The following is a 20,765-nucleotide window of genomic DNA, read 5'->3' on the forward strand; positions in this document are numbered from 1 at the left end:
TATAAGGCTGGATGAGTATTTTAAAACACCCGGCCTTTTTTGTTGTTCCACATAACATGAGAGTGTTACTTGCTGGTGCTAATGGTTACATAGGTACGCGCCTTATCCCAATTTTGTTGGAGAAAGGCCATGATGTTGTTTGCCTGGTACGTGATAAGAGACGCTTTCATGAACACAGCGAATTTAGCGATCGCGTTAGCCTGGTAACCGGCGATCTGCTGCGGGAAGCAAGCATAGAAGCTTTTCCCAAAGATATTGATGCGGCTTACTACCTGGTTCACTCCATGGCGCAAACACATGATTTTGCCGCACTGGAAGCTTTATCAGCGTATAACTTTGTGCACGCGCTTGATAAAACCAATTGCCGCCAAACCATTTTTTTAAGCGGCATCAGCAATGCTGATAACCTTTCTAAACACCTGGAATCGCGCAAGCATGTAGAAGAAGTATTGAAAGAAGGCCATTCGGCGCTTACCGTTTTAAGAGCGGCCATCATCATTGGCTCGGGTAGCGCCTCATTCGAGATCATCCGCGACCTTACCGAAAAGTTACCTGTAATGACCGTTCCTCGCTGGGTAAATACCTGTTGTCAGCCTATAGCCATTCGCGATGTATTGGGCTACCTGGAGGGTGTAATGCTCAACGAAAAAACATTTAACCGCGCTTTTGATATTGGCGGGCCGGACATTTTAAGCTTTAAGCAAATGATGCTTACTTATGCCAAGGTGCGTAAGCTTAAAAGACATATTATCACTATCCCCTTCCTGTCGCCAAGAATATCATCATACTGGCTTTATTTTGTTACTTCCGTGAGCTATACCCTGGCGCAAAGCCTGGTGAACAGCATGAAGAATGAAACTATTATGCATGATCATGCCATTGATGATGTTGTGCAACGGCAGTGCGTTACCTATGAGGAAGCGTTAAACCTGGCCTTTGTTAAAATTGAGCAAAACTCCATAGTTTCCAGTTGGAAAGACGCGCTGAACAATGGCTATCTAAACTCGGGCTTTATGGACCAGATAAAGGTACCTCAGAACGGCACATTAGAGTACAAGGTTAAAATGCCTTTTGAACGCGGCAGCGATGAGGTGTTCACCAACTTCATGTCGATAGGCGGCAACCGTGGCTGGTACTACTGGGACTGGATCTGGAATATCCGTGGTTTTCTGGATAAAATATTTGGCGGTGTAGGTTCAAGGCGCGGTCGTACCAGCAGCATCAACATTTCCCCCGGAGATGTAATTGACTTTTGGCGGGTATTACTGGCCGATAAACAAGGCAAGCGCCTGCTGCTGTATGCTGAAATGAAACTGCCGGGTGAGGCCTGGCTGGAGTTTAAAATAATTGAGCGCAACGGGCAAAAAAAGCTAAGCCAGGTAGCTACCTTTAGGCCCAACGGCGTGTGGGGCCGCTTGTACTGGTATGCCATGTGGCCGTTTCACTTGTTTATTTTTAACGGTATGGCCCGTGAAATTGTACATTACGGCGAGGGAGTATAATTGTTCACTTGTTCATAGTTTATTGGTACTTAGCGAACTGTGTTTCCTAACCCTGACAAAACAAATTACCAATGAACTAATGAACTAATGAACGAGTAAACCAATGAACCATAAAAACAAATGAACATATTAATAACAGGTGGATCGGGTTTATTGGGCAGGCAGCTTACCAGGGCCTTGTTAGGTAAGGGGTACACAGTAAGTCACTTAAGCCGTAAGCAGGGCAATAATCCGCAGGTAAAAACCTATGTATGGGATGTTCATAAAGGCATTATTGATGAGCATTGCATAGATGGAATTGATACCATAGTACACCTGGCAGGCGCCGGCATAGCCGATAAACGCTGGACCGAAAGCCGTAAAAAAGAATTGATCAATAGCCGTACCGAATCGATTAGGTTAATATACAATCTGCTTAAAAAAAAGGAACACCAGGTAACCTCTGTTATATCGGCATCGGGCATTGGTTACTATAGTAACCGTGGCGATGAGCTGGTGACAGAATCAAGTCCGCCGTTAAATGATTTTATTTCACGTTGCTGTATAGAATGGGAAAATGCCGTTGATGAAGGCGGGCAACTTGGCCTGCGTACATTGAAATTTCGCACAGGAGTGGTGCTTGACAAAGATGGCGGGGCATTACCCCAACTGGCCTTACCGGTAAAGCTATATGTAGGTTCGCCAATAGGCAATGGCAAACAGTGGATACCCTGGATACACTGGTTCGATGTATTAAACATGTACTTGTTCGGTATCGAAAACAAGGGGCTCAAAGGCGTTTACAATATGGTGGCCCCCAACCCGGTTACCAATAAGCAATTAACGCAGGCCATAGCCAAACAACTGCATAAGCCTTTATGGGCACCCAATGTGCCCACATTTGTACTTAAACTGATGTTAGGCGAAATGAGCACCATCGTTTTAACTGGGACAAAGGTATCAGCACAGAAAATTCAGGATGCGGGCTTTAACTTTAAATTCACTGAAGTAGCTACAGCGTTAAATGAAATTTATGGATAATAAAATTCCTGTAACTATTTTCTGGTTTCGCCGTGATTTACGTTTACATGATAACGCGGGGCTATATCATGCCCTAAAAAGCGGGAACCCTGTGCTCCCATTATTTATTTTTGACCGGGAAATTTTAGATGAACTGGAAGATAAGGACGATGCCCGTGTAACCTTCATTTACCAAACTATTGAACAGCTAAGTAAAGAACTCCATAAACATGGCAGCAGCCTACTGGTAATTTACGACAAAGCCGAACACGCCTGGAACAACATCATCAAAACGCATCACATTACCTCGGTTTATACAAACCATGATTACGAGCCCTATGCCACCAGGCGCGATAACGCCGTAAAAGAAAAACTCAGCAAGCATCATATCGAATTTAAAACCTTTAAGGATCAGGTAATATTTGAAAAGAACGAAGTTGTTAAAGATGATGGTAAGCCTTATACAGTTTATACCCCTTATCAACGTAAATGGTATAGTGTGCTTAAGCCATTTTACCTGAAAGCCTATCCTACAGAAAAATATTTAACGAATCTGGTTAAAACCAAATCTTTGCCATTGCCTACTTTAAAAGAAATGGGGTTTGAAAAAAGCGACATGCATTTCCCCGATCAGGAATATAAAAGTGTAATCAGTAATTATAAAGAGAAAAGGGATTTCCCGGCTATCGGAGGCACATCACGCATCGGAATGCATTTACGCTGTGGTACCGTAAGCATCAGGGAACTGGCCAAAACGGCTCATGCCAGTCATGATAAAACCTGGCTAAACGAACTGATATGGCGTGAGTTTTATATGATGATACTGCACCACTTCCCCAAAACAATGGACCATGCGTTCCGGCCGGAGTACGACCATATAAAATGGGTGAATGACGAAAAGCAATTTAAAGCCTGGTGCGAAGGGAAAACAGGATATCCCATTGTAGATGCCGGCATGCGCGAGCTAAATGCTACAGGATTTATGCATAACCGTGTACGCATGATTGTAGCCAGCTTTTTAAGTAAAGACCTGCTGATTGACTGGCGCTGGGGCGAACATTATTTTGCCCGCAAACTGCTTGATTATGAAATGGCAAGCAACGTAGGCGGCTGGCAATGGGCGGCCGGCTCCGGAACGGATGCTGCCCCATACTTCCGCATATTTAATCCGGATGCGCAAACCAAGAAGTTTGACCCGGACCTGCAATACATAAAAAAATGGGTTCCGGAATATGCCGACTTTGGCCAATATCCGAAACCCATTATTGATCATGCCTTTGCGCGAGATCGCTGTTTAAAAGCCTTTAAAGCGGCACTGGCTAAATAATTATGGATTGGTAACCGTTCCTATTGTTAGATCTGTAAAGTGCAATACGGCATTAGCCCCTATAGTGATAGAACCTGTATTAGGATCGGAACCACCAATTTTGCCATAGCCTAATCTTGAAGGTATAAAAATGGAAATTACTGCACCTGAAGTAAGGCCTTTTGTTGCTTCCTGAAATCCAACAACGACACGATCAGTGGTAAATGTCAGTGGAGAACCGGCAGTAGGACCTGCATCAAAAACAGCCTCATTTAAAAATTTACCTGAATACGCGCTTACCTGATAAGATGATGATTGATCAATAATATCTCCTGTTCCAGAACCGGGCGTTGTTATTTTATAATACAGTCCATTACCTCTGCCTGACGTGATGTGGGTATAACCGGTAAGGCTGTTTCTTTTCATATAATCGTTGATCAGATAATCATCATAAGCATCTACAGAAGAAACCACATTAATATAATAGTCAAGGCACTGGTTACCTGCTATACGCGTGTTTACATTGCTTGAGCTACCGGAGCCAAATCCGTTTACACCGTAAGCCATGCGCGATGGGATGAGTATCCTCGCCCTTGTACCTTTATATTTAACAAGGTCATGTATTGCAGATTGTAATCCTCTGGGCAAACCGTTATTGGTTATATGCCCCAGCAAACCGCTAAAGTGGTTCAAGTTAAGGGTATCTACGTTGGTATATTTACCGTCAAATGATTTCAATGTAAATACAAACGCTAAACTATCAGGGTAATCCATCGGAGTAGCACGGGTGGTATCTCCCTGCGAAAGTATTTCATAATATATACCTGTTGTATCCCCGACAGCTGGGTTACGCTTCATATTGGTGAGCCCATTAGCTTTTATATAGTTCTGAATCTGGATATCGTCATATTGTTTAATATCCGGATCATTATTGTTTTTGCGGCAGGATATTAAGCCTATAGTGGTAATTAATAAAAGCGTAAAAATTGTTTGTTTCATTTAAATCTATTTGTTTTTTCAGTTAAACAAGATTATTTGATCCCGCTCTCCTGCATTTGTTCTTTTATCTGCCGGCTGTTAGTTTGTCACATTATACAAATCTATGTGAAAATCAAGTACCGAATTTTTAGGCAAACTTATCGCATCCTGGTCAAATGGCCCGTAAGCATAGCGCGAGGGCACAAGCAACCTTATTTTTCCATTCTTTTTTATCAATGGTATCCCCAATTGCCAGCCTCTTATTACGTTGCCTAATGCAAATGAAGGATGAAAATTATCTGTTTTTGCTATAATACTGTCCTTACCCAATATTTGCGCAGTATACCCTACTGTAACCTGTGTTGAATTGGTAAACAGATCGTTACCTGCACCTTCTTCACCCGGTTTAATAACATAAAAAACTCCCGTTGTATCTATACGCTTGGCACTCACATCGGTGTGGGCTGCTAAATAATCGCTGATAATTTTATCATCAATTGCGGCCTGTTCCCTGTATGCTATCATAGGATCGGTCGTTTTTTTACAGGCAGTAAAACCACATGCAAAAACCAATAACACTAACAGTATCCTGTTCATTTTCAAAAGGCAAATTTATTCTTTTAAAACAGAAAAACGGCAGCTTAACACTTTTTAACAATTAATAAAAGCATGAAAGCACCATTACCCTGTACTCAGGGCCTAATTTTCTGAATAAAACGTTCAATTTTGAGTAAAAGTGTTCAATGGTTCATTAGTTTATTGGCTGCGTGGGGACAACCGGATTACTGGGAGAACAACCATTGCGATAGGATCAGGGTTTATAATTGAGCGTAAGCTTATTTATTTTTTTGAGCATATCAGTAAGGTACTGCTTATCGGCCTCGCTGATATGAGCGTCAAGGTAATTATTGAACTGCTTTACAACAGCGCGGGCCAAATGGCGCTTTTCTTTACCCAATTCGGTTAAATAAATTTTAACAGATCGCTTATCGCCCTGGTTTGACTCCCGGTATATCAACCCGCTTTTCTCCAACTGGCTCAGCATCCTTGATAAGCTGGTTGATTTAAGCCCCAATAAAGCCGCAGCCTGTGAAACTGTGGTCCCTTCCTTCTCGTCGATATTGATGAGCAGATAGCCTATTGATTGCGTAATGCCAAACTCGGTAACCAGCTGATTATACCTGTTGGCAACGGTTTGCCAAACTATTTTCAAAAAATAGTCGATGGTTTCCTGATGTTTAACACTATTTTGCATGCATACCAAACGTAAGAAATGGTTATCGATTACACAAGGGGGAAATAGTTTTGAGTTTTAAGTTTCATACTCATTACTCAAAACTCAAAAACCCAGCTTCGTATCATCTCCTCTTGGGTCAGCGCCCCCTTCATAATACCCTTGTGGTGTTTTCAAGATGGCATCTACGCGGCCTATACCACCTTTGTTTGTTATTTTATAGCCCTTGCTTTGCAGCCTGGTAACAGTTACACTATCCAATGCACCGGTTTCAGTTTCCACATCATCGGGTAGCCATTGGTGGTGAAATCGCTTGGAAGCGACAGCCTGCTGCATGCTTTGGTTAAATTCTATAACATTAACAATCGTTTGAAAAACCGATGTTATAATGGTCGATCCTCCGGGTGTACCCACTACCATGAATAGTTTGCCATCCTTTTCAACAATGGTGGGCGTCATACACGATAACATGCGTTTACCGGGCTGTATACTATTTGCTTTACCTCCCACAAGGCCATACATATTGGGCACACCAGGTTTCGAGCTAAAATCATCCATCTCGTTATTGAGTAAAAAACCTGCGCCCTGTACAAAAATCCGGGAACCAAAAGTATCGTTGAGCGTAGTGGTTATGGAAACTGCGTTGCCCTCGCTATCAACAATAGAATAATGTGTGGTTTGGTCGCTCTCATAACCAACAAAACTACCAGGTTGAATGCTGGTGCTTTGTGTGGCAGCGTCCCAGCTAAAATTATTCATACGCGCGGTGATGTAAACAGGGTTTAATAAACTATCAACCGGTACTTTGAAAAAATCGGGATCGCCCAGGTATTTGGAACGATCTGCATATACCCGGCGTTCGGCCTCTACCATTAACCTCACTGTCGAGTCTTGATTATAGCCCCATCTTTTTAACGGATATTTTTCAACAGATTTAAGCAGCTGCACCAAGGCTATTCCTCCGCTCGAAGGTGGTGGCATGGTGATGATCTTGTAGTCTTTGTAATTCCCAATGATAGCTTTACGCCAAACGGAGTGATAGTTTTGCAGATCGGTTTTTGAAATAAGCCCGTCACCGCTCTTCATTTCGGCAACTAACTGGTCGGCCACAATGCCTTCATAAAACCCGGCCCGGCCCTTATCACGTATCTGCTCCAGTGTTTTGGCCAAATCCTGCTGTATTAAAATATCACCCTCCTGCCATTCCCCTTCTTTTATCAAATAGCTTTTTCCGGCATTTAACTTTTTAAACTGTGCAGCGGTACGGTTTAAATCGGAAGCAAGATGTTTGGTTATTTTAAAGCCTTTACCTGCCAAATCAATAGCGGGCTGTAGTAGGTCGGCCCATTTTAGTTTGCCATATTTTTCATGCGCCTGTACCATGCCATCAACAGACCCCGGCACGCCCGATGCCTTATGAGTATACAGGCTCATATCAGGTATAACATGACCTGTCGAATCAAGATACATATCAACGCTGGCCGCAGCGGGGCTCATTTCCCTGAAGTCGAGCGTATTGTTTTCGCCAGTTTTTGAGCGGTAGACCATAAAGCCACCACCACCTATGTTTCCGGCCTCGGGCAGCGTAACAGCAAGGGCAAATTGTACAGCTACCGCCGCGTCTACGGCATTGCCTCCTTGTTTTAGTATTTCAAGCCCTACCTGAGCGGCATCAGGATAGGCACATACCACCATCCCGTTGCGAAATTGTGTGTTGCTATTTACACCCAGCCGTTTTTGAACACAGCTAACGGGAATAAAAAAGAATAGTATTAAAAGAAATTTTAAGTAGTTGCTTTTCTTTATGTTAAGGTTACCCATCGAATTAGAAATATATTCCTGAACTAATTTAGCCTATTTGAATACATAAATTCAATATTGCCATTCATTATTTAAGGCTGAAAATCAAGCTGATAAAAATTTCAGGATAGAGTTTTTCGATTAAAATGCCATAAAATTTCAAATCTGCCGTTTATTTGCAGGAAACATATAAGTTAAGACACCGTTACCGGTGTGTAAATTTATATATAGGTATATATGATTAAACCCCTTACTCAAAATCTCTACATGAAAAAATTAGCGTACATTTTATTTTTCTCAATTTCGTTCTTATTAATAGGTAAACGCTCTCAGGCACAGGATTATCAAACAGCTGTAGGACTAAAATTCGGCGCTTATGAAATAGGCCCAGCTATTAAATATTTTATGGATAAAGGTACCGCGCTCGAAGGCATTATCGGTATCCGCGATCATGGTGTGGTAATTACTGGTTTATATGAAATACATCAACAGGCCTTTAACGTTGATAACCTGAATTTTTATTACGGCTTCGGCGGTCACATAGGGTCGGTTGGCAGCGGGTATTACAAACGTATTGGCGGCGATGACGAATATTATAACGGCAAACATATTTTATTAGGAGCCGATGCCACGTTGGGCCTTGAATATTTGATACCCAACTCACCAATAGCCGTAAGTCTTGACCTTAACCCCAGGGTTGAACTGGCAAGGGGACCGTTTTTTGATATTGCGCCGGGTTTAGGCTTAAAATACACTTTTTAGTAAAGCCTTCCCGATTTTCGCCGCATGGCGAAATGAGTTTTAAAATAAAAAGTCTCCTCATATGGGAGACTTACTTATTTAAGAGCGTTTAATAAAATTATCTGTTGATAATTATTTTGTGGGCATACACCTTTTGGCCCAGTAATACTTTCAGTACATATACACCCGGAAGCCGATTGGTAACATCTATCACTTTACTAAAATTGCCTTGAGGTATACTTTGTTCATCTAAATAAACAGTTTGGCCTGACGGATTTACCAGCGATAGCTTTAAGTCGCCCGCGGTTTTAGCATTAAATACAACATTAAGCTGGCTGCTTGCCGGAACCGGGAACGTGGTCAATCCAATTTCTGTGTCCTTGCCTGCATTTTCTACCGTTCGGGCATAGGTATACACGTCAGATATGGCTACACAACCGCTTGCCAAAGTATCTGCAACCTGGTAGTTTCCACTTTGCAAAGGGTCATACGTTGCCCCTATGGCCCCTTTTATAACATTACCATTCAATAACCACTGATTGCCCGTAGCAAAGTTTGATTTTAAAGTGTTTGCAGTTTGTGTAATTACAGGTTTCGCTAAAGTAACTGCCTGCCTGCCGGCTGATTTACAGCCTGAGCTCTGCACTTTTATATCATAAAAATAATAATAAAAGTTCTTGTAATATGCAGTATCTGCAGCATCATCAGAAACTGCGTTGTTGCCTGTTATACTAAACACATCGCCAATTTTAAAGGGATATCCTTTAACGCCGCCATTACTGCGAAAAATAGTGGCATTATCTTCAAACTCTACAGATATGGCATAATCACCTGCTGCGGGTAATTGCAGGTTGAGGTCGTACACCTTGCCGGGGTCAGTAATATCATCCGTTTGTGCTCCAGCCTGGGGATTGGCCCGGGTAGCCTTTGCATCAATGGTGGTAGTCGATACCGTTTGTCCGTTAGCGTTATTTACATTAAAAGTTATTTTACCGGCATTACCTATATATAAGCGCGCACTTTTAATAACTACCGGTATTTTTGTACTCACATTTACCGATGGTGTAAATTGATTATAGCCTCCTGCTGTAAAAATACTTTTTGTGGCAGGTCCAACAGATCCTTCAAAATCATTAATACCGGCATAAAAGGTATTATTTACAGGTGCCTTTGACGTAAAAGCCGGCGAACCCGCAGCAACAGGGATGGCATCGTTGATGTTTTGATACCAAAGCAATGTACCATCACCGGTGCCCGATAGCAGATATTGTTTACTATCGGTACAATAATAAGCACTAAGTGTACCAATAGCTGCAGGCGTATTGATTACTATGGTAGCCGATATGGTATTATTAGTACTAACCGGATCGCTGGCTAAATTACTGGTGCCTGTTATGGTATAAGTAGCACCGGCCACAGCGTTAAACTTTTGATCGAAAGTGAAATTGGCTTCTGCCTGGGGTTGTAACGTGCTGGTATAAGTTTCAGAATAAGTAGTTTTTGTATTATCAGGAGCGGTGATGGTAACCGTAACCGGTATGTTAGTTATCGGAGCACTGCCAAAATTCTTAAGCCTGATGGTAACCGGCGTTGTTGCAGAGCATGAACCGCTTGAACCGGGATTAACAATAGCTACTACCCCCGCATCAATACTGGTTTGTAAAAACTGCACGCCATAGTCCTGCGTTTCGCCTTTACTATAGCTGCCGCAGGCTTTTATACTTGCCGTGTCACTTGTTTCTGTTAATACCACCCGCATTAAGCTATAGTTTCCGGGGATTACCGAACCTGGTACCTTTATATTGTGAGTACATGTTCCGGTACCATTAACAATGCTGGTTGTTGCCGCTAACTCGTCATTATCAAAAATACCGTTACCGTTCCAGTCAATAAACACTTTAGCGGCTTTATTAAAATTACCCCCGCACGTGCCCAATGTAATAGTGAGCGGATAGGTTTTAGCCTGCTCCAGCTGAATGGTTAAATTGGTATAATCTGAATAACTTTTACAACCTGCTGTTGGTGTATTGTTGATATTTGACAGTTTCAGATTATTGATGCGCGAATCGGCATTGGATAATGGCGCCGATGCGCAGTAGGCAGTTCCTCCGGCGCCCGTAACAATAAGCGAGTAAGGTTGTGAGCCCGATTTTAACGTTCCCTTATGCGACACTGTGATAGTATAAGCTTTGCCGGGAACGGTATTGGGGATATAAACCTGTTCTATATTATCCCTGAAGTTGTCGCCCTTAGTTGCAGGCGATGCCGGGCTATTTGGATTTAACACCCAGGGTGTATATGTGGTTGTGCCGTCACTGATCCTGATGTCGAGATCGTTGATCAATTTTGGGGTACGGCTGTTTATAACACCATCGGTGGTAGCTGTAGCTTCAGGATCGGTCCATGATATAGTTGCCGCCAGCACATTATTGCCCGATGCCACTACATTAAAGGTTTGTTGCTGACCTTGCTGTAAATTTTTTTCGTTGATGAGGCTTTTTGTACCATTATCAGTTATGGCTTGTGCCGCGTTTTTGGTATTCAGCACGCCCCATCCATAAACATAATCCGGACCAACATTACCCGCATCAAACGCGGTTTGGCATACCAGGCCTTTTAAGGTGGCGGCAAGCATAAAATTGCCCCCGTTTTTTTGAGCGTAATATTCTTGCAATAAGTATAGCGACCCAGTTATGTTAGGTGCAGCCATTGAGGTACCCGAAAGGGTAAGGTATGCTGTAGGGTTATCAACCCCTACAGATAGTACATTCACCCCGTTACCAACAATATCAGGCTTAATACGCCCATCGTCAGTAGGCCCCCAACCGCTAAAAAACGCGCTGCTTACATCCTGTCTGTTCCTTGGGCCAAAAGGTAAGGGATTTATCGCCCCAACCGTAAGTATGTTTTTAGCATTACCCGTTGTACTGATGATGTCGTATCCGCCGTTATCACTGATACCAGCCTTACGGGCGCCTTTATTAACAATTGTTTGATCCGTTCGACTTTTATAACCATAGTAAGTTTCACCCAACGCCGGCCCATTAACGGAGCGACTATTACCCGCGGATTCAACAATAAGGTAATAGGGCGCGTTATAGGCTATCTTATCCCATGCCTGCGCACGTGTATCATAAAAACCAAAGGTGTAATCAACCGAATCACCGGGCAAGCCAAACCACTCCCAGCGATTATCGGCATCATTAAAATTCCATCCAGCCTCATCGCCGTAAGAATGATTAGACAATAACAAACCCGAAGCAGCCTCGCTCATTTCGCCTATATCGTTATCAAAATCATATGATTGCAGGGTGGCCGCATTAAAAGCCATACCCTTCGCGGGCGCATACACACCTTTTGCTATCATGGTGCCTGCTACATGTGTGCTGTGGTCAAGTATAGAAGCTGCATCCTCATTGATTATATTTTTGCCGACAAACTCCTGGTGCCCCGCGTATACCGCGCCGCCATCCCATATCGCTAATTTGTTATTTAAAAAAGTGCTGGAACCCGATAGGCTAAGGCCAAGTGACCCGCCGGGCTGTACTGCGTTGGTATTGGTAGTAGCTGCAGATATAGCATTATTATGGGTGATGAGATATACCGGAAAGCCAAGGTTATTTACTCCCTGCAAAGATATCAGGTTACCGTTTTTTGAACGGCGTTGCACCCGCCACCCGCGGTTTGCAGCCAGGGCCAGTGCCTTTTTACGGCTGGCTTGGTATAAATTTCTTGATTGATTGGAAAAACTAACTAAAGCGGCCCGCTTATCTTCACTAACGAGGGGCTGCTGTGCAAAGGTTTGGGCTGCTGTACACAGCAATAAAAGGCAAACAGAAATTGCTGTGTAAAGTTTATTCATGGCCCTGAAATATAGGCATTTTTATAGATACCTAAATCTATAAATATTCCATTATTTATTAAGCCTGTGTAGTAAACTGTGCAAATTATGTTCAGGAATGTAAACTATGAAAGGTACTTGCCCACTATAGGCATTCTGCGGCCCATACCAAAAGCCTTGGGCGAAACCCGGAGGATTGGCGGGGTTTGGTAACGCTTATGCTCGGCCAGGTTTATAAGCCTGATCACCCTGCGAACGGTTTGTTCATCATAACCCATTTTTATGATCTCAGCTGATGAGCAGCGGTTTTCAATATATTCGGCCAGTATCTTATCCAAAATATCATACTCCGGTAATGAGTCGGTATCCTTTTGATCGGGTCTTAACTCAGCCGATGGAGGTTTAATAATGGAATTAATTGGGATGATCTCCTTGTCGCGGTTAATGTAACGGGCGAGTTCAAAAACCTGCGTTTTATATACATCTCCTATTACAGATATGCCGCCACACATATCACCGTATAAAGTACCATAACCTACGGCTGCTTCGCTTTTATTGCTGGTATTCAACAATATATAGCCAAACTTATTACACATGGCCATCAGCAATATTGCCCTGCTGCGCGATTGGATGTTCTCTTCGGCTATGTTAAACGGCAGGTTGTTAAACTGTGGGTGCAGCGCTTTTTCAATTGCCTCGGTAATATTTTTAATGGCGATGGTTTCGCTTTTGCAGCCCAGATTTTTCACCAGGTCTTCGGCATCCTTGAGAGAGTGGTCACTCGAGAAACGGGAAGGCAGCAATACTGCCATTACATTCTGTGGGCCCAAAGTCTCAGCAGCCAAAGCACACACTACCGCCGAATCGATACCGCCTGATAAACCCAGTATAGCCTGCTTGAAACCTGATTTATAAAAGTAATCGCGGATACCTAACAAAATAGCCTGATGTATTTGCTCAATATCAGCTGGGCGCTCGGCTTTAAGTGTTGAGGGATGCTCAAAACTAATGCTTGCATCAGCATTAAACGTGTAGTAAGCCATATTCTCTTCAAAATAGGGCAGTTCATCTATCAGTTTGCCGGTATTATCAAACACCAGCGATCCACCATCAAATATCAGTTCGGTTTGAGCACCAACCTGGTTTACATATAGCAAAGGCAATTTATACCGACTGGCATTATCGCTTAAAATAGCAATCCGCGTTTCATCATGATTGTAAGCAAAAGGCGATGCCGCTATATTGATCATTATATCAGGCTGCTGATGGATCAGGCTATCCATAGGCCGGGTTACATACAGCGGATTTTCAATAGTGTTCCACAGATCCTCGCAAATGGTAAGCGCAATTTTTTTCCCTTTAAACTCAATACAGCTAAACTCGGTTGAAGGCTCAAAATAACGGTACTCATCAAATACATCATAATTTGGCAGCAGCGCTTTGTTTACTACGGCCTTTACCTTACCATCTTCAATAAAATAAGCCGAGTTGCTCAGGTCCTTACCTTCATCTTTATGATTAAAGGTAGGCAGACCAATAATGCAGGCTATGTCAATACATTCAGTAGCTATTTTTTTTGCAGCTTCATCGCAAAGGCCAATAAACTCATCAAATTCCAGGAAATCGCGTGCGGGGTAACCGCTAACACATAACTCGGCAAACACTACCAGGTCGGCGCCATTTTGCTTTGCTTTATATATATGATCAATAATTTTTGCAGTATTCGATTCGAAGTTACCTATATGATAGTTGAGCTGGGCTAATGCGATTTTCATGAATGGTATAGTAACGTATTAATGCAAATAAAAATTATTTTTGCTCAAAGGATAAAGATGACAGCTACCCCGAATAGAGCAAAGCAAATTTACTTAATTTTTTCTATCGCCCTGATATTAGCGTCATGCGGACGCAACAAAAAAGTTGATGTAAGCAATATTAATGTCGAGGTAAAAATTGAACGTTTTGACCGCGACTTTGATGCCATGCGCAGCAAATCTATGGGCATACAGGCTGCTTACCTGCAACAACAATATGGAATTTTTTACGGTGATTTTATAAACCACATATTACAAGCTGGTACTGTTAATGATACGGCCTATTTCAAAACCCTGCGAGAGGTTTTTAAGGGCAAGGCTTATACCGACCTGAAACATGACATAGATGCGGCCTATCCCAACATGGACGCGCAGAACGCCAGCCTTACTGAGGCCTTTAAATACATTAAATATTACTACCCTCAGAAAAAACTGCCTAAGGTATATGCTTATTTTTCGGGCTTCCAGGCACAAACCTCTATTGGCGACGGATATTTTGCCGTTGGGCTCGATCTTTTCCTGGGTGCCAACTCCAGGTTTTACCCTGCCCTTACCAATACCTTCCCGCATTATTTGTCGCGCCATTTTACACCGGAAAATATTACGCCTCGCGTGGTTGAAGGCATTGCCCGTGAGGATATGTTCCCCGAAGATGATAATGACCGCTCATTACTGGCCAAGATGGTTTATAACGGCAAGATCATGTATTTTATGGACCGCATATTACCTGATGTTGCCGATACCACCAAAATAGGTTATACCCCCGAACAGCTAAAATGGTGCAATGATTTTGAGGCTAAAATATGGGGGTATTTCCTGGAAGAAAACCTGCTGTACGAAACCGACTATCCTAAAATTCAGAAATTCCTTACCGAGGCCCCATTTACCCCGGGCCTGGGTGAAAAAAATGAATCGGCTCCTAAACTGGCTATATGGACAGGATGGCAAATTGTGCGCCAGTATATGGATAAACATCCCGAAGTTACCCTGCCCCAGCTCATGGCCGAAAAGGATGCTCAAAAAATCCTGAACCTTTCAAGGTACAGGCCTAAGTAGAAGCCCCCCTGCTCCCTAAAGGGGAGCTTTAATTTGGATTTTGGATTTTCTCACTTTTAATTCAACTCCCCTTTAGGGGCAAAGGACATAAAAAAAGCGCTCGGGGATTACCGGAACGCTTTGGTATATCTTGAAATATTATAATTAGCTGATGATCCTGAAAACACTTCTTAAGCCAATAGCCACACCCAAAACCAATAAGATATTAGCGATCCATGAAAAATAGGTTGAATTTTCATCACCCGCAAAACGGATGAAAACACCTGTTATGCCTATGGCGATAGCTACAACCAATATTTTATAATGTTTCTCTGAATTAGCATTTTGCATTGACTCCATGGTACTGTTATTTAATGTTTGGCAAAAATAGAAATGTTTACCGAAAATGCTATCATATTTTTATGATTTTATCACAACAGGCAGTGCCGGGTTGTTCCTCTTATAAAAACGGATCAGCAGCCAGGTACCTATACCTGCCAAAATGAATATTCTATCAAGACTATAAGTGCTCGGAAGCTGGAATTCAGGACGTTGAAATGGAGGTGAAAAAGCTAACGTGTTCACGTTCATAACCGCGTGAACAACCGTGAACATAAATGAACAATTGATAATCAGACAATTGCATTTTTAGCAAAATGATATAGCAGATTTTATAAAATTCCTTGGTTGGGAGACAGCGCTGCTTGCTTTCGTCCTAAAATTTAGGTGTTAGAGAAAAAAATAAAAAAACATTTAATCAAAAAAAAGCCTGGTTACTTGCATAACCGGGCTTTTAAATATTATAATATCAGGATTAAACTCCTAACAATAATCTTGCGGGATCTTCCAGTAATTGTTTTACACGTACCAGGAAGCTTACCGATTCGCGGCCATCAATGATACGGTGGTCATAAGATAATGCCAGGTACATCATTGGGCGAATTACTACTTGTCCGTTTATGGCAACAGGGCGTTCAATAATATTGTGCATACCCAATATGGCCGATTGCGGCGAATTGATGATTGGGGTTGACATCATAGAACCAAACACACCACCATTGGTGATAGTGAAGGTACCGCCGGTCATTTCAGGAATGGTTAATTTGTTTTCGCGGGCTTTACCTGCTAAAACAACAATTTCCTTTTCAATTTCGGCAAGGCTCATGCTATCCGCATTGCGGATTACCGGCACTACTAAACCTTTAGGTGCTGATACAGCGATTGAAATATCAGCAAAGTTACTGTATACCACTTCTTCGCCTTCAATACGGGCGCCAACGGCTGGCCAGTCTTTCAACGCTTCGGTAACTGCTTTGGTAAAGAACGACATGAAGCCTAAACCTACGCCATGTTTTTCTTTAAATTTATCTTTGTACTTGCCGCGCAGTTCCATGATGGGTTGCATGTCAACCTCGTTAAAGGTAGTTAGCATGGCCGTTTCATTTTTAACAGATACCAAACGTTTGGCAACTGTTTTACGCAGCGAAGTCATTTTCTCACGTTTCTCGCTTCTTTCACCGACGATAGCAGGTGCAGCAACAGGAGTTGCTGTAGCCGCTTGTGCAGTAGCTGCAGGCTTAGCTGCCGGTGCTTGCGCGCCGAGTGCATCGCCTTTAGTAATGCGACCGTCAACACCGGTACCATTTACTGATTTTGGATCAACACCTTTTTCTGCCAGTATTTTTGCGGCAGCCGGTGATGGAGTACCTGATGCATATGTTACAGCACCATCTGTAGTAGTTGCAGCCCCGCCACGTGGCGATTCATCTGTAGCGCTGACAACAGCTGGCGTTACCGGAGTAGCTTGTACAGCAGCGCCGGCACCTTCAATGGTACAAACAACCGCGCCAATTGGCAACACATCGCCTTCTTTAGCTAAAGTTTTCAAAACACCGGCTTTTTCGGCAGTAAGTTCAAAAGTTGCTTTGTCTGATTCCAGTTCGGCAATGGCTTCATCCATTTCAACGGTATCGCCATCCTTTTTAATCCAGCTTGATAAAGTAACTTCTGTTATTGATTCGCCTACCGGCGGTACTTTAATTTCTATTGATCCGTCACCTGCAGCAGGTGCGGGGGCCGAGGCAGCAACAGGCGCCGGAGCCGGAGCATTGGCAACAACGTCAGGCTGTGGCTGAGCGGCCGGGGCGCTTTCTTTCGCAGGGGCCGCTGCTCCTGCGCCTTCTTCAATATTGGCAACAACAGCGCCAATAGCTAAAGTATCACCTTCTTTGGCAAGAATTTGTAAAGTACCGGCCTTTTCTGCGGTAAGCTCAAAAGTAGCTTTGTCCGATTCTAATTCGGCAATAACCTCATCCATTTCCACGTGATCGCCATCCTTCTTTTTCCAGCCTGATAGGGTTACTTCTGTTATCGATTCGCCTACCGGCGGAACTTTGATCGCTAAACTCATATTTTAGTTTTGTAGATTTAATATTTTATAGTTGCGGGTTGCCTGTTGCGAGGTTCGTGTAAAACAGTTACTGATTTAACGCCCGCACCCCGAAACCCGTCACTGGCAACAGAACTTAATCTGCTCCGGCATCAGCCATTTTTTTTGTTGTCTTTTTTATTACTTCTTTTACAGTTTTACCTGCAGGTGCTTCAAATGCTTTTGAAACAATGTAAGCTTGTTGAGCGGCATGCTGTTTGGCAAAGCCTGTAGCTGTACTGCTGCCCTCAATCCTGGAGATCACGTTCAGGCGCACAATTTTATCATTGTGGAACTTGCGGCATATATAAGGCCATGCGCCCATATTCTCAGGTTCTTCCTGTACCCAGATAAACTCAGTAGCTTTATCGTATTTAGCTTTAATCTTCAGTATTTGTGTAACAGGTGTAGGGTATAATTGTTCAACACGAACAATGGCCACATCTTTGCGTTTATCGGCTTGCTGTTTTTCCAGCAGGTCATAATATACTTTACCGGTACAAAGCAGTACGCGTTTTACTTTTTTAACATCGGCATAGGTATCGTCAATCAGCTCGTGGAATTTACCATTGGTAAACTCTTCAATCCCAGATACACATTTAGGACTGCGCAGCAAACTTTTGGGTGTAAAAATAATCAGCGGCTTACGGAAATCGCGGTGCATTTGCCTGCGTAAAATATGGAAAAAGTTGGCCGGGGTGGTACAATTGGCTACCTGGATATTGTCATCAGCACAAAGTTCCAGAAAACGCTCCACACGGGCCGATGAATGCTCCGGACCTTGCCCTTCGTAACCATGCGGCAATAGCATCACCAATCCGTTACCACGCTGCCATTTAGTTTCGGCACTGGCAATATACTGGTCAACAATGATTTGGGCTCCGTTAAAGAAATCGCCAAACTGGGCTTCCCATATAGTTAAAGCGTTAGGATTAGCAAGCGCATAACCGTATTCAAAACCTAAAACCCCATATTCAGATAATAAAGAGTTGTATATACTCAATTTAGCCTCGGTATCAATAGTAGCCAGCGGTGTATATTCATCTTCAGATTCGGCAAGGGTTAATACCGCGTGACGATGGGAGAAAGTACCACGTTTAACGTCTTCACCGCTTAACCTTACCGGGTAACCATCTTTTAACAATGTACCATAGGCAAGCAATTCGGCCATGGCCCAGTCAAAAACCTGGGTTTCGTTAACCATGATCTTACGATCTTCAAAAAGTTTTTCAATTTTTTTGAAAAACTCCATGTTCGGCGGCAAAGTGGTTAGTTTGTTGCCAATTTCGACAATCTCTTCTTTTGGTACCGAGGTATCAACCACCGAAACCAATTCTTTATGACTTGCCAAGTGCAATCCACTCCAGGCACCCTCAAACATGGCTATAGTTTCAGTAAACCTGTCTTCAGATTTAGATTCATCAAGCTTTTGCTGCAACTCATCGCGGAAGGTTTTTTCTATTGATTTAAGTAAGCCCGCGTCAATGCTGCCTTCATCTACCAGTTTCTGGTTATAAATTTTTAGCGGATTTGGGTGCGCTTCAATAGCTTTATATAATAACGGCTGGGTGAATTTTGGTTCATCGGCTTCGTTATGACCATAACGGCGGTAACATAAAATATCAATAAACACGTCCTCGTTAAACACCTGGCGGTATTCCATTGCCAGGTTAGCTACATAGGCTAAAGCTTCCACATCATCGCCATTTACGTGAAACACAGGCGAAAGCACAGTTTTAGCTACATCGGTACAATAGGTACTTGAACGGGCGTCTTTATAATTGGTGGTAAAACCTATCTGGTTATTAATAACCAGGTGAATGGTACCACCTGTACGGTAGCCATCCAGTTTTTCCATTTGTAAAACTTCGTAAACAATTCCCTGGCCTGCAACAGAAGCATCACCATGAATTAATATCGGCGCTATCTTAGAATGATCGCCGTTGTATTTAAAATCGATCTTTGAGCGGGTGATCCCTTCTACTACCGGGTCAACAGCTTCCAGGTGCGATGGATTAGGACAAAGGCTCAGGTGAACTTTTTTTCCGTTTGATGTTTCCACATCGGTTGAAAAGCCCAGATGATATTTAACGTCGCCGCCAAATGGTGATTCGGAATCAAAGTTTTTACCCTCAAACTCAGAGAACACCTCTTTGTAGGTTTTCTCCATAATGTTGGTAAGCACGTTTAACCGGCCGCGATGGGCCATGCCTATAATAAATTCCTCAATACCCAAATCGGCGCCTTTTTTAATTACCGAGTCAAGAGATGGGATCAACGCCTCGGCACCTTCCAATGAGAAACGTTTCTGGCCCAGGAACTTGGTACCTAAAAAGTTTTCAAAGGTTACTGCCTCGTTGAGCTTGTTCAGCATCAGCTTTTTTTCGTCAATGGTGAACGACGCTGTGTTGCGCTGGCTTTCCATACGCTCCTCAAACCACTTGATCTTGATAGGGTTGCGGATGTATTTATACTCGGCGCCAATGGCACGGCAATAGGTATCTTCCAGCAGCTGACGTATATCGCGTAAGGTGGCGGCCCCTAAACCAACTTCAACACCTGCGTTAAATACGGTATCCATATCGGCTTCGCTTAAGCCAAATGTTTCCAGCTCTTTACCGGGATAATAATGACGGCGCTCACGTACCGGGTTTGTTTTGGCAAACAGGTGACCACGTGACCGGTACCCATCAATCATGTTGAGCACGTTGATTTCTTTTAAAAAGTGGTCGGGCGTTTTGTCGCCCGCATTTGGCGCGACGCTACCGGCTACCGCCTGGTTATCCCTGCCAAAATCAAAGCCTTCAAAAAATTTCTGCCAGCCAAAATCCACTGATTCGGGATTTTCTTTGTAACTGTCGTATAAGGTATTAATGTAGTCCGCGTTGCCGCTATTTATATAATTGAGACGATCCATGAGAAACTGATCTTTAAAACGGTACAAAAGTAAGCATATAGGCTTATATACTTCATAATTAATTGTAAAGAAATTTGCATCAGGCTAATATTCTGCCAATAACTGGTAAAATAGTATAATAGCACAATTTATAGAGCCATAAAACTCCAAATAGTTTAACAGGAATAAAT

Annotated in this window: 14 protein-coding genes; 5 read left to right on the forward strand and 9 right to left on the reverse strand. The window is 43.0% G+C overall.

All coding sequences use genetic code 11. From position 1 onward, the window contains the following. Positions 1 to 11: 11 nt before the first annotated feature. From SNE25_RS29035 to SNE25_RS29045, 3 genes are all read left to right on the forward strand, one after another. Positions 12 to 1,502 (forward strand): SDR family oxidoreductase, encoded by a 1,491-nt coding sequence (locus tag SNE25_RS29035; protein WP_321562504.1) that lies wholly within the window; start codon positions 12 to 14, stop codon positions 1,500 to 1,502. Between the two features lie 120 nt (positions 1,503 to 1,622). Then, positions 1,623 to 2,522: a TIGR01777 family oxidoreductase gene (locus SNE25_RS29040; RefSeq protein ID WP_321562505.1), complete on the forward strand. Its 900-nt coding sequence runs from the start codon at positions 1,623 to 1,625 to the stop codon at positions 2,520 to 2,522. Further along, entirely contained in the window at positions 2,515 to 3,828 is a 1,314-nt protein-coding gene (locus SNE25_RS29045) for a cryptochrome/photolyase family protein (protein ID WP_321562506.1), read from the forward strand. Before SNE25_RS29040 ends, SNE25_RS29045 begins: the two co-directional genes overlap by 8 nt. Here SNE25_RS29045 and SNE25_RS29050 read toward each other — a convergent pair whose 3' ends face one another. From SNE25_RS29050 to ggt, 4 genes are all read right to left on the reverse strand, one after another. After that, positions 3,829 to 4,806, reverse strand: coding sequence for an FKBP-type peptidyl-prolyl cis-trans isomerase (locus SNE25_RS29050; protein WP_321562507.1), 978 nt, complete (start codon positions 4,804 to 4,806; stop codon positions 3,829 to 3,831). 78 nt (positions 4,807 to 4,884) lie between these two features. Beyond that, entirely contained in the window at positions 4,885 to 5,382 is a 498-nt protein-coding gene (locus tag SNE25_RS29055) for an FKBP-type peptidyl-prolyl cis-trans isomerase (protein WP_321562508.1), read from the reverse strand. Positions 5,383 to 5,596: 214 nt separating this feature from the next. Continuing rightward, the gene (locus SNE25_RS29060) at positions 5,597 to 6,040 is read right to left on the reverse strand and encodes a MarR family winged helix-turn-helix transcriptional regulator (protein ID WP_321562509.1); all 444 of its coding nucleotides are present in this window, start codon (positions 6,038 to 6,040) and stop codon (positions 5,597 to 5,599) included. 84 nt (positions 6,041 to 6,124) lie between these two features. Continuing rightward, the gene (ggt, locus tag SNE25_RS29065) at positions 6,125 to 7,840 is read right to left on the reverse strand and encodes a gamma-glutamyltransferase (RefSeq protein WP_321562510.1); all 1,716 of its coding nucleotides are present in this window, start codon (positions 7,838 to 7,840) and stop codon (positions 6,125 to 6,127) included. 246 nt (positions 7,841 to 8,086) lie between these two features. Here ggt and SNE25_RS29070 point away from each other — a divergent pair, with 246 nt between their 5' ends. Further along, positions 8,087 to 8,581: a hypothetical protein gene (locus tag SNE25_RS29070; RefSeq protein WP_321562511.1), complete on the forward strand. Its 495-nt coding sequence runs from the start codon at positions 8,087 to 8,089 to the stop codon at positions 8,579 to 8,581. A 97-nt stretch (positions 8,582 to 8,678) separates the two neighbouring features. Here SNE25_RS29070 and SNE25_RS29075 read toward each other — a convergent pair whose 3' ends face one another. Together SNE25_RS29075 and SNE25_RS29080 are read right to left on the reverse strand one after the other, a co-directional pair. Next, positions 8,679 to 12,422 carry a S8 family serine peptidase gene (locus tag SNE25_RS29075; RefSeq protein WP_321562512.1) on the reverse strand — a complete coding sequence of 1,248 codons (3,744 nt, stop codon included), beginning with the start codon at positions 12,420 to 12,422 and terminating at the stop codon, positions 8,679 to 8,681. Positions 12,423 to 12,526: 104 nt separating this feature from the next. Next, complete coding sequence (locus tag SNE25_RS29080; protein WP_321562513.1) at positions 12,527 to 14,176, reverse strand: NAD+ synthase; 1,650 nt, start codon at positions 14,174 to 14,176, stop codon at positions 12,527 to 12,529. 57 nt (positions 14,177 to 14,233) lie between these two features. Between SNE25_RS29080 and gldB the strand changes: the two genes are divergently transcribed. Next, on the forward strand, positions 14,234 to 15,271 hold the full coding sequence (gene gldB, locus SNE25_RS29085) for a gliding motility lipoprotein GldB (RefSeq protein ID WP_321562514.1): 1,038 nt from the start codon (positions 14,234 to 14,236) through the stop codon (positions 15,269 to 15,271). A 144-nt stretch (positions 15,272 to 15,415) separates the two neighbouring features. Here the strand turns inward: gldB and SNE25_RS29090 are convergent, their stop codons facing one another. From SNE25_RS29090 to SNE25_RS29100, 3 genes are all read right to left on the reverse strand, one after another. Beyond that, positions 15,416 to 15,610, reverse strand: coding sequence for a hypothetical protein (locus tag SNE25_RS29090; RefSeq protein ID WP_321562515.1), 195 nt, complete (start codon positions 15,608 to 15,610; stop codon positions 15,416 to 15,418). Between the two features lie 454 nt (positions 15,611 to 16,064). Then, a complete protein-coding gene (gene odhB / locus SNE25_RS29095) occupies positions 16,065 to 17,660 on the reverse strand; it encodes a 2-oxoglutarate dehydrogenase complex dihydrolipoyllysine-residue succinyltransferase (RefSeq protein WP_321562516.1) in 1,596 nt (531 codons plus the stop codon). A 115-nt stretch (positions 17,661 to 17,775) separates the two neighbouring features. After that, the gene (locus SNE25_RS29100; protein WP_321562517.1) at positions 17,776 to 20,595 is read right to left on the reverse strand and encodes a 2-oxoglutarate dehydrogenase E1 component; all 2,820 of its coding nucleotides are present in this window, start codon (positions 20,593 to 20,595) and stop codon (positions 17,776 to 17,778) included. Positions 20,596 to 20,765 lie beyond the last annotated feature (170 nt).

The sequence above is a fragment of the Mucilaginibacter sabulilitoris genome (assembly GCF_034262375.1).
Lineage (GTDB): Bacteria > Bacteroidota > Bacteroidia > Sphingobacteriales > Sphingobacteriaceae > Mucilaginibacter > Mucilaginibacter sabulilitoris.

Bases quoted from the DNA above. Each gene is read 5' to 3' on its own strand.
- SNE25_RS29035 (WP_321562504.1), top strand. From the start codon at position 12: ATGAGTATTTTAAAACACCCGGCCTTTTTTGTTGTTCCACATAACATG.
- SNE25_RS29040 (WP_321562505.1), top strand. From the start codon at position 1,623: ATGAACATATTAATAACAGGTGGATCGGGTTTATTGGGCAGGCAGCTT.
- SNE25_RS29045 (WP_321562506.1), top strand. From the start codon at position 2,515: ATGGATAATAAAATTCCTGTAACTATTTTCTGGTTTCGCCGTGATTTA.
- SNE25_RS29050 (WP_321562507.1), bottom strand. From the start codon at position 4,806: ATGAAACAAACAATTTTTACGCTTTTATTAATTACCACTATAGGCTTA.
- SNE25_RS29055 (WP_321562508.1), bottom strand. From the start codon at position 5,382: ATGAACAGGATACTGTTAGTGTTATTGGTTTTTGCATGTGGTTTTACT.
- SNE25_RS29060 (WP_321562509.1), bottom strand. From the start codon at position 6,040: ATGCAAAATAGTGTTAAACATCAGGAAACCATCGACTATTTTTTGAAA.
- ggt (WP_321562510.1), bottom strand. From the start codon at position 7,840: ATGGGTAACCTTAACATAAAGAAAAGCAACTACTTAAAATTTCTTTTA.
- SNE25_RS29070 (WP_321562511.1), top strand. From the start codon at position 8,087: ATGAAAAAATTAGCGTACATTTTATTTTTCTCAATTTCGTTCTTATTA.
- SNE25_RS29075 (WP_321562512.1), bottom strand. From the start codon at position 12,422: ATGAATAAACTTTACACAGCAATTTCTGTTTGCCTTTTATTGCTGTGT.
- SNE25_RS29080 (WP_321562513.1), bottom strand. From the start codon at position 14,176: ATGAAAATCGCATTAGCCCAGCTCAACTATCATATAGGTAACTTCGAA.
- gldB (WP_321562514.1), top strand. From the start codon at position 14,234: ATGACAGCTACCCCGAATAGAGCAAAGCAAATTTACTTAATTTTTTCT.
- SNE25_RS29090 (WP_321562515.1), bottom strand. From the start codon at position 15,610: ATGGAGTCAATGCAAAATGCTAATTCAGAGAAACATTATAAAATATTG.
- odhB (WP_321562516.1), bottom strand. From the start codon at position 17,660: ATGAGTTTAGCGATCAAAGTTCCGCCGGTAGGCGAATCGATAACAGAA.
- SNE25_RS29100 (WP_321562517.1), bottom strand. From the start codon at position 20,595: ATGGATCGTCTCAATTATATAAATAGCGGCAACGCGGACTACATTAAT.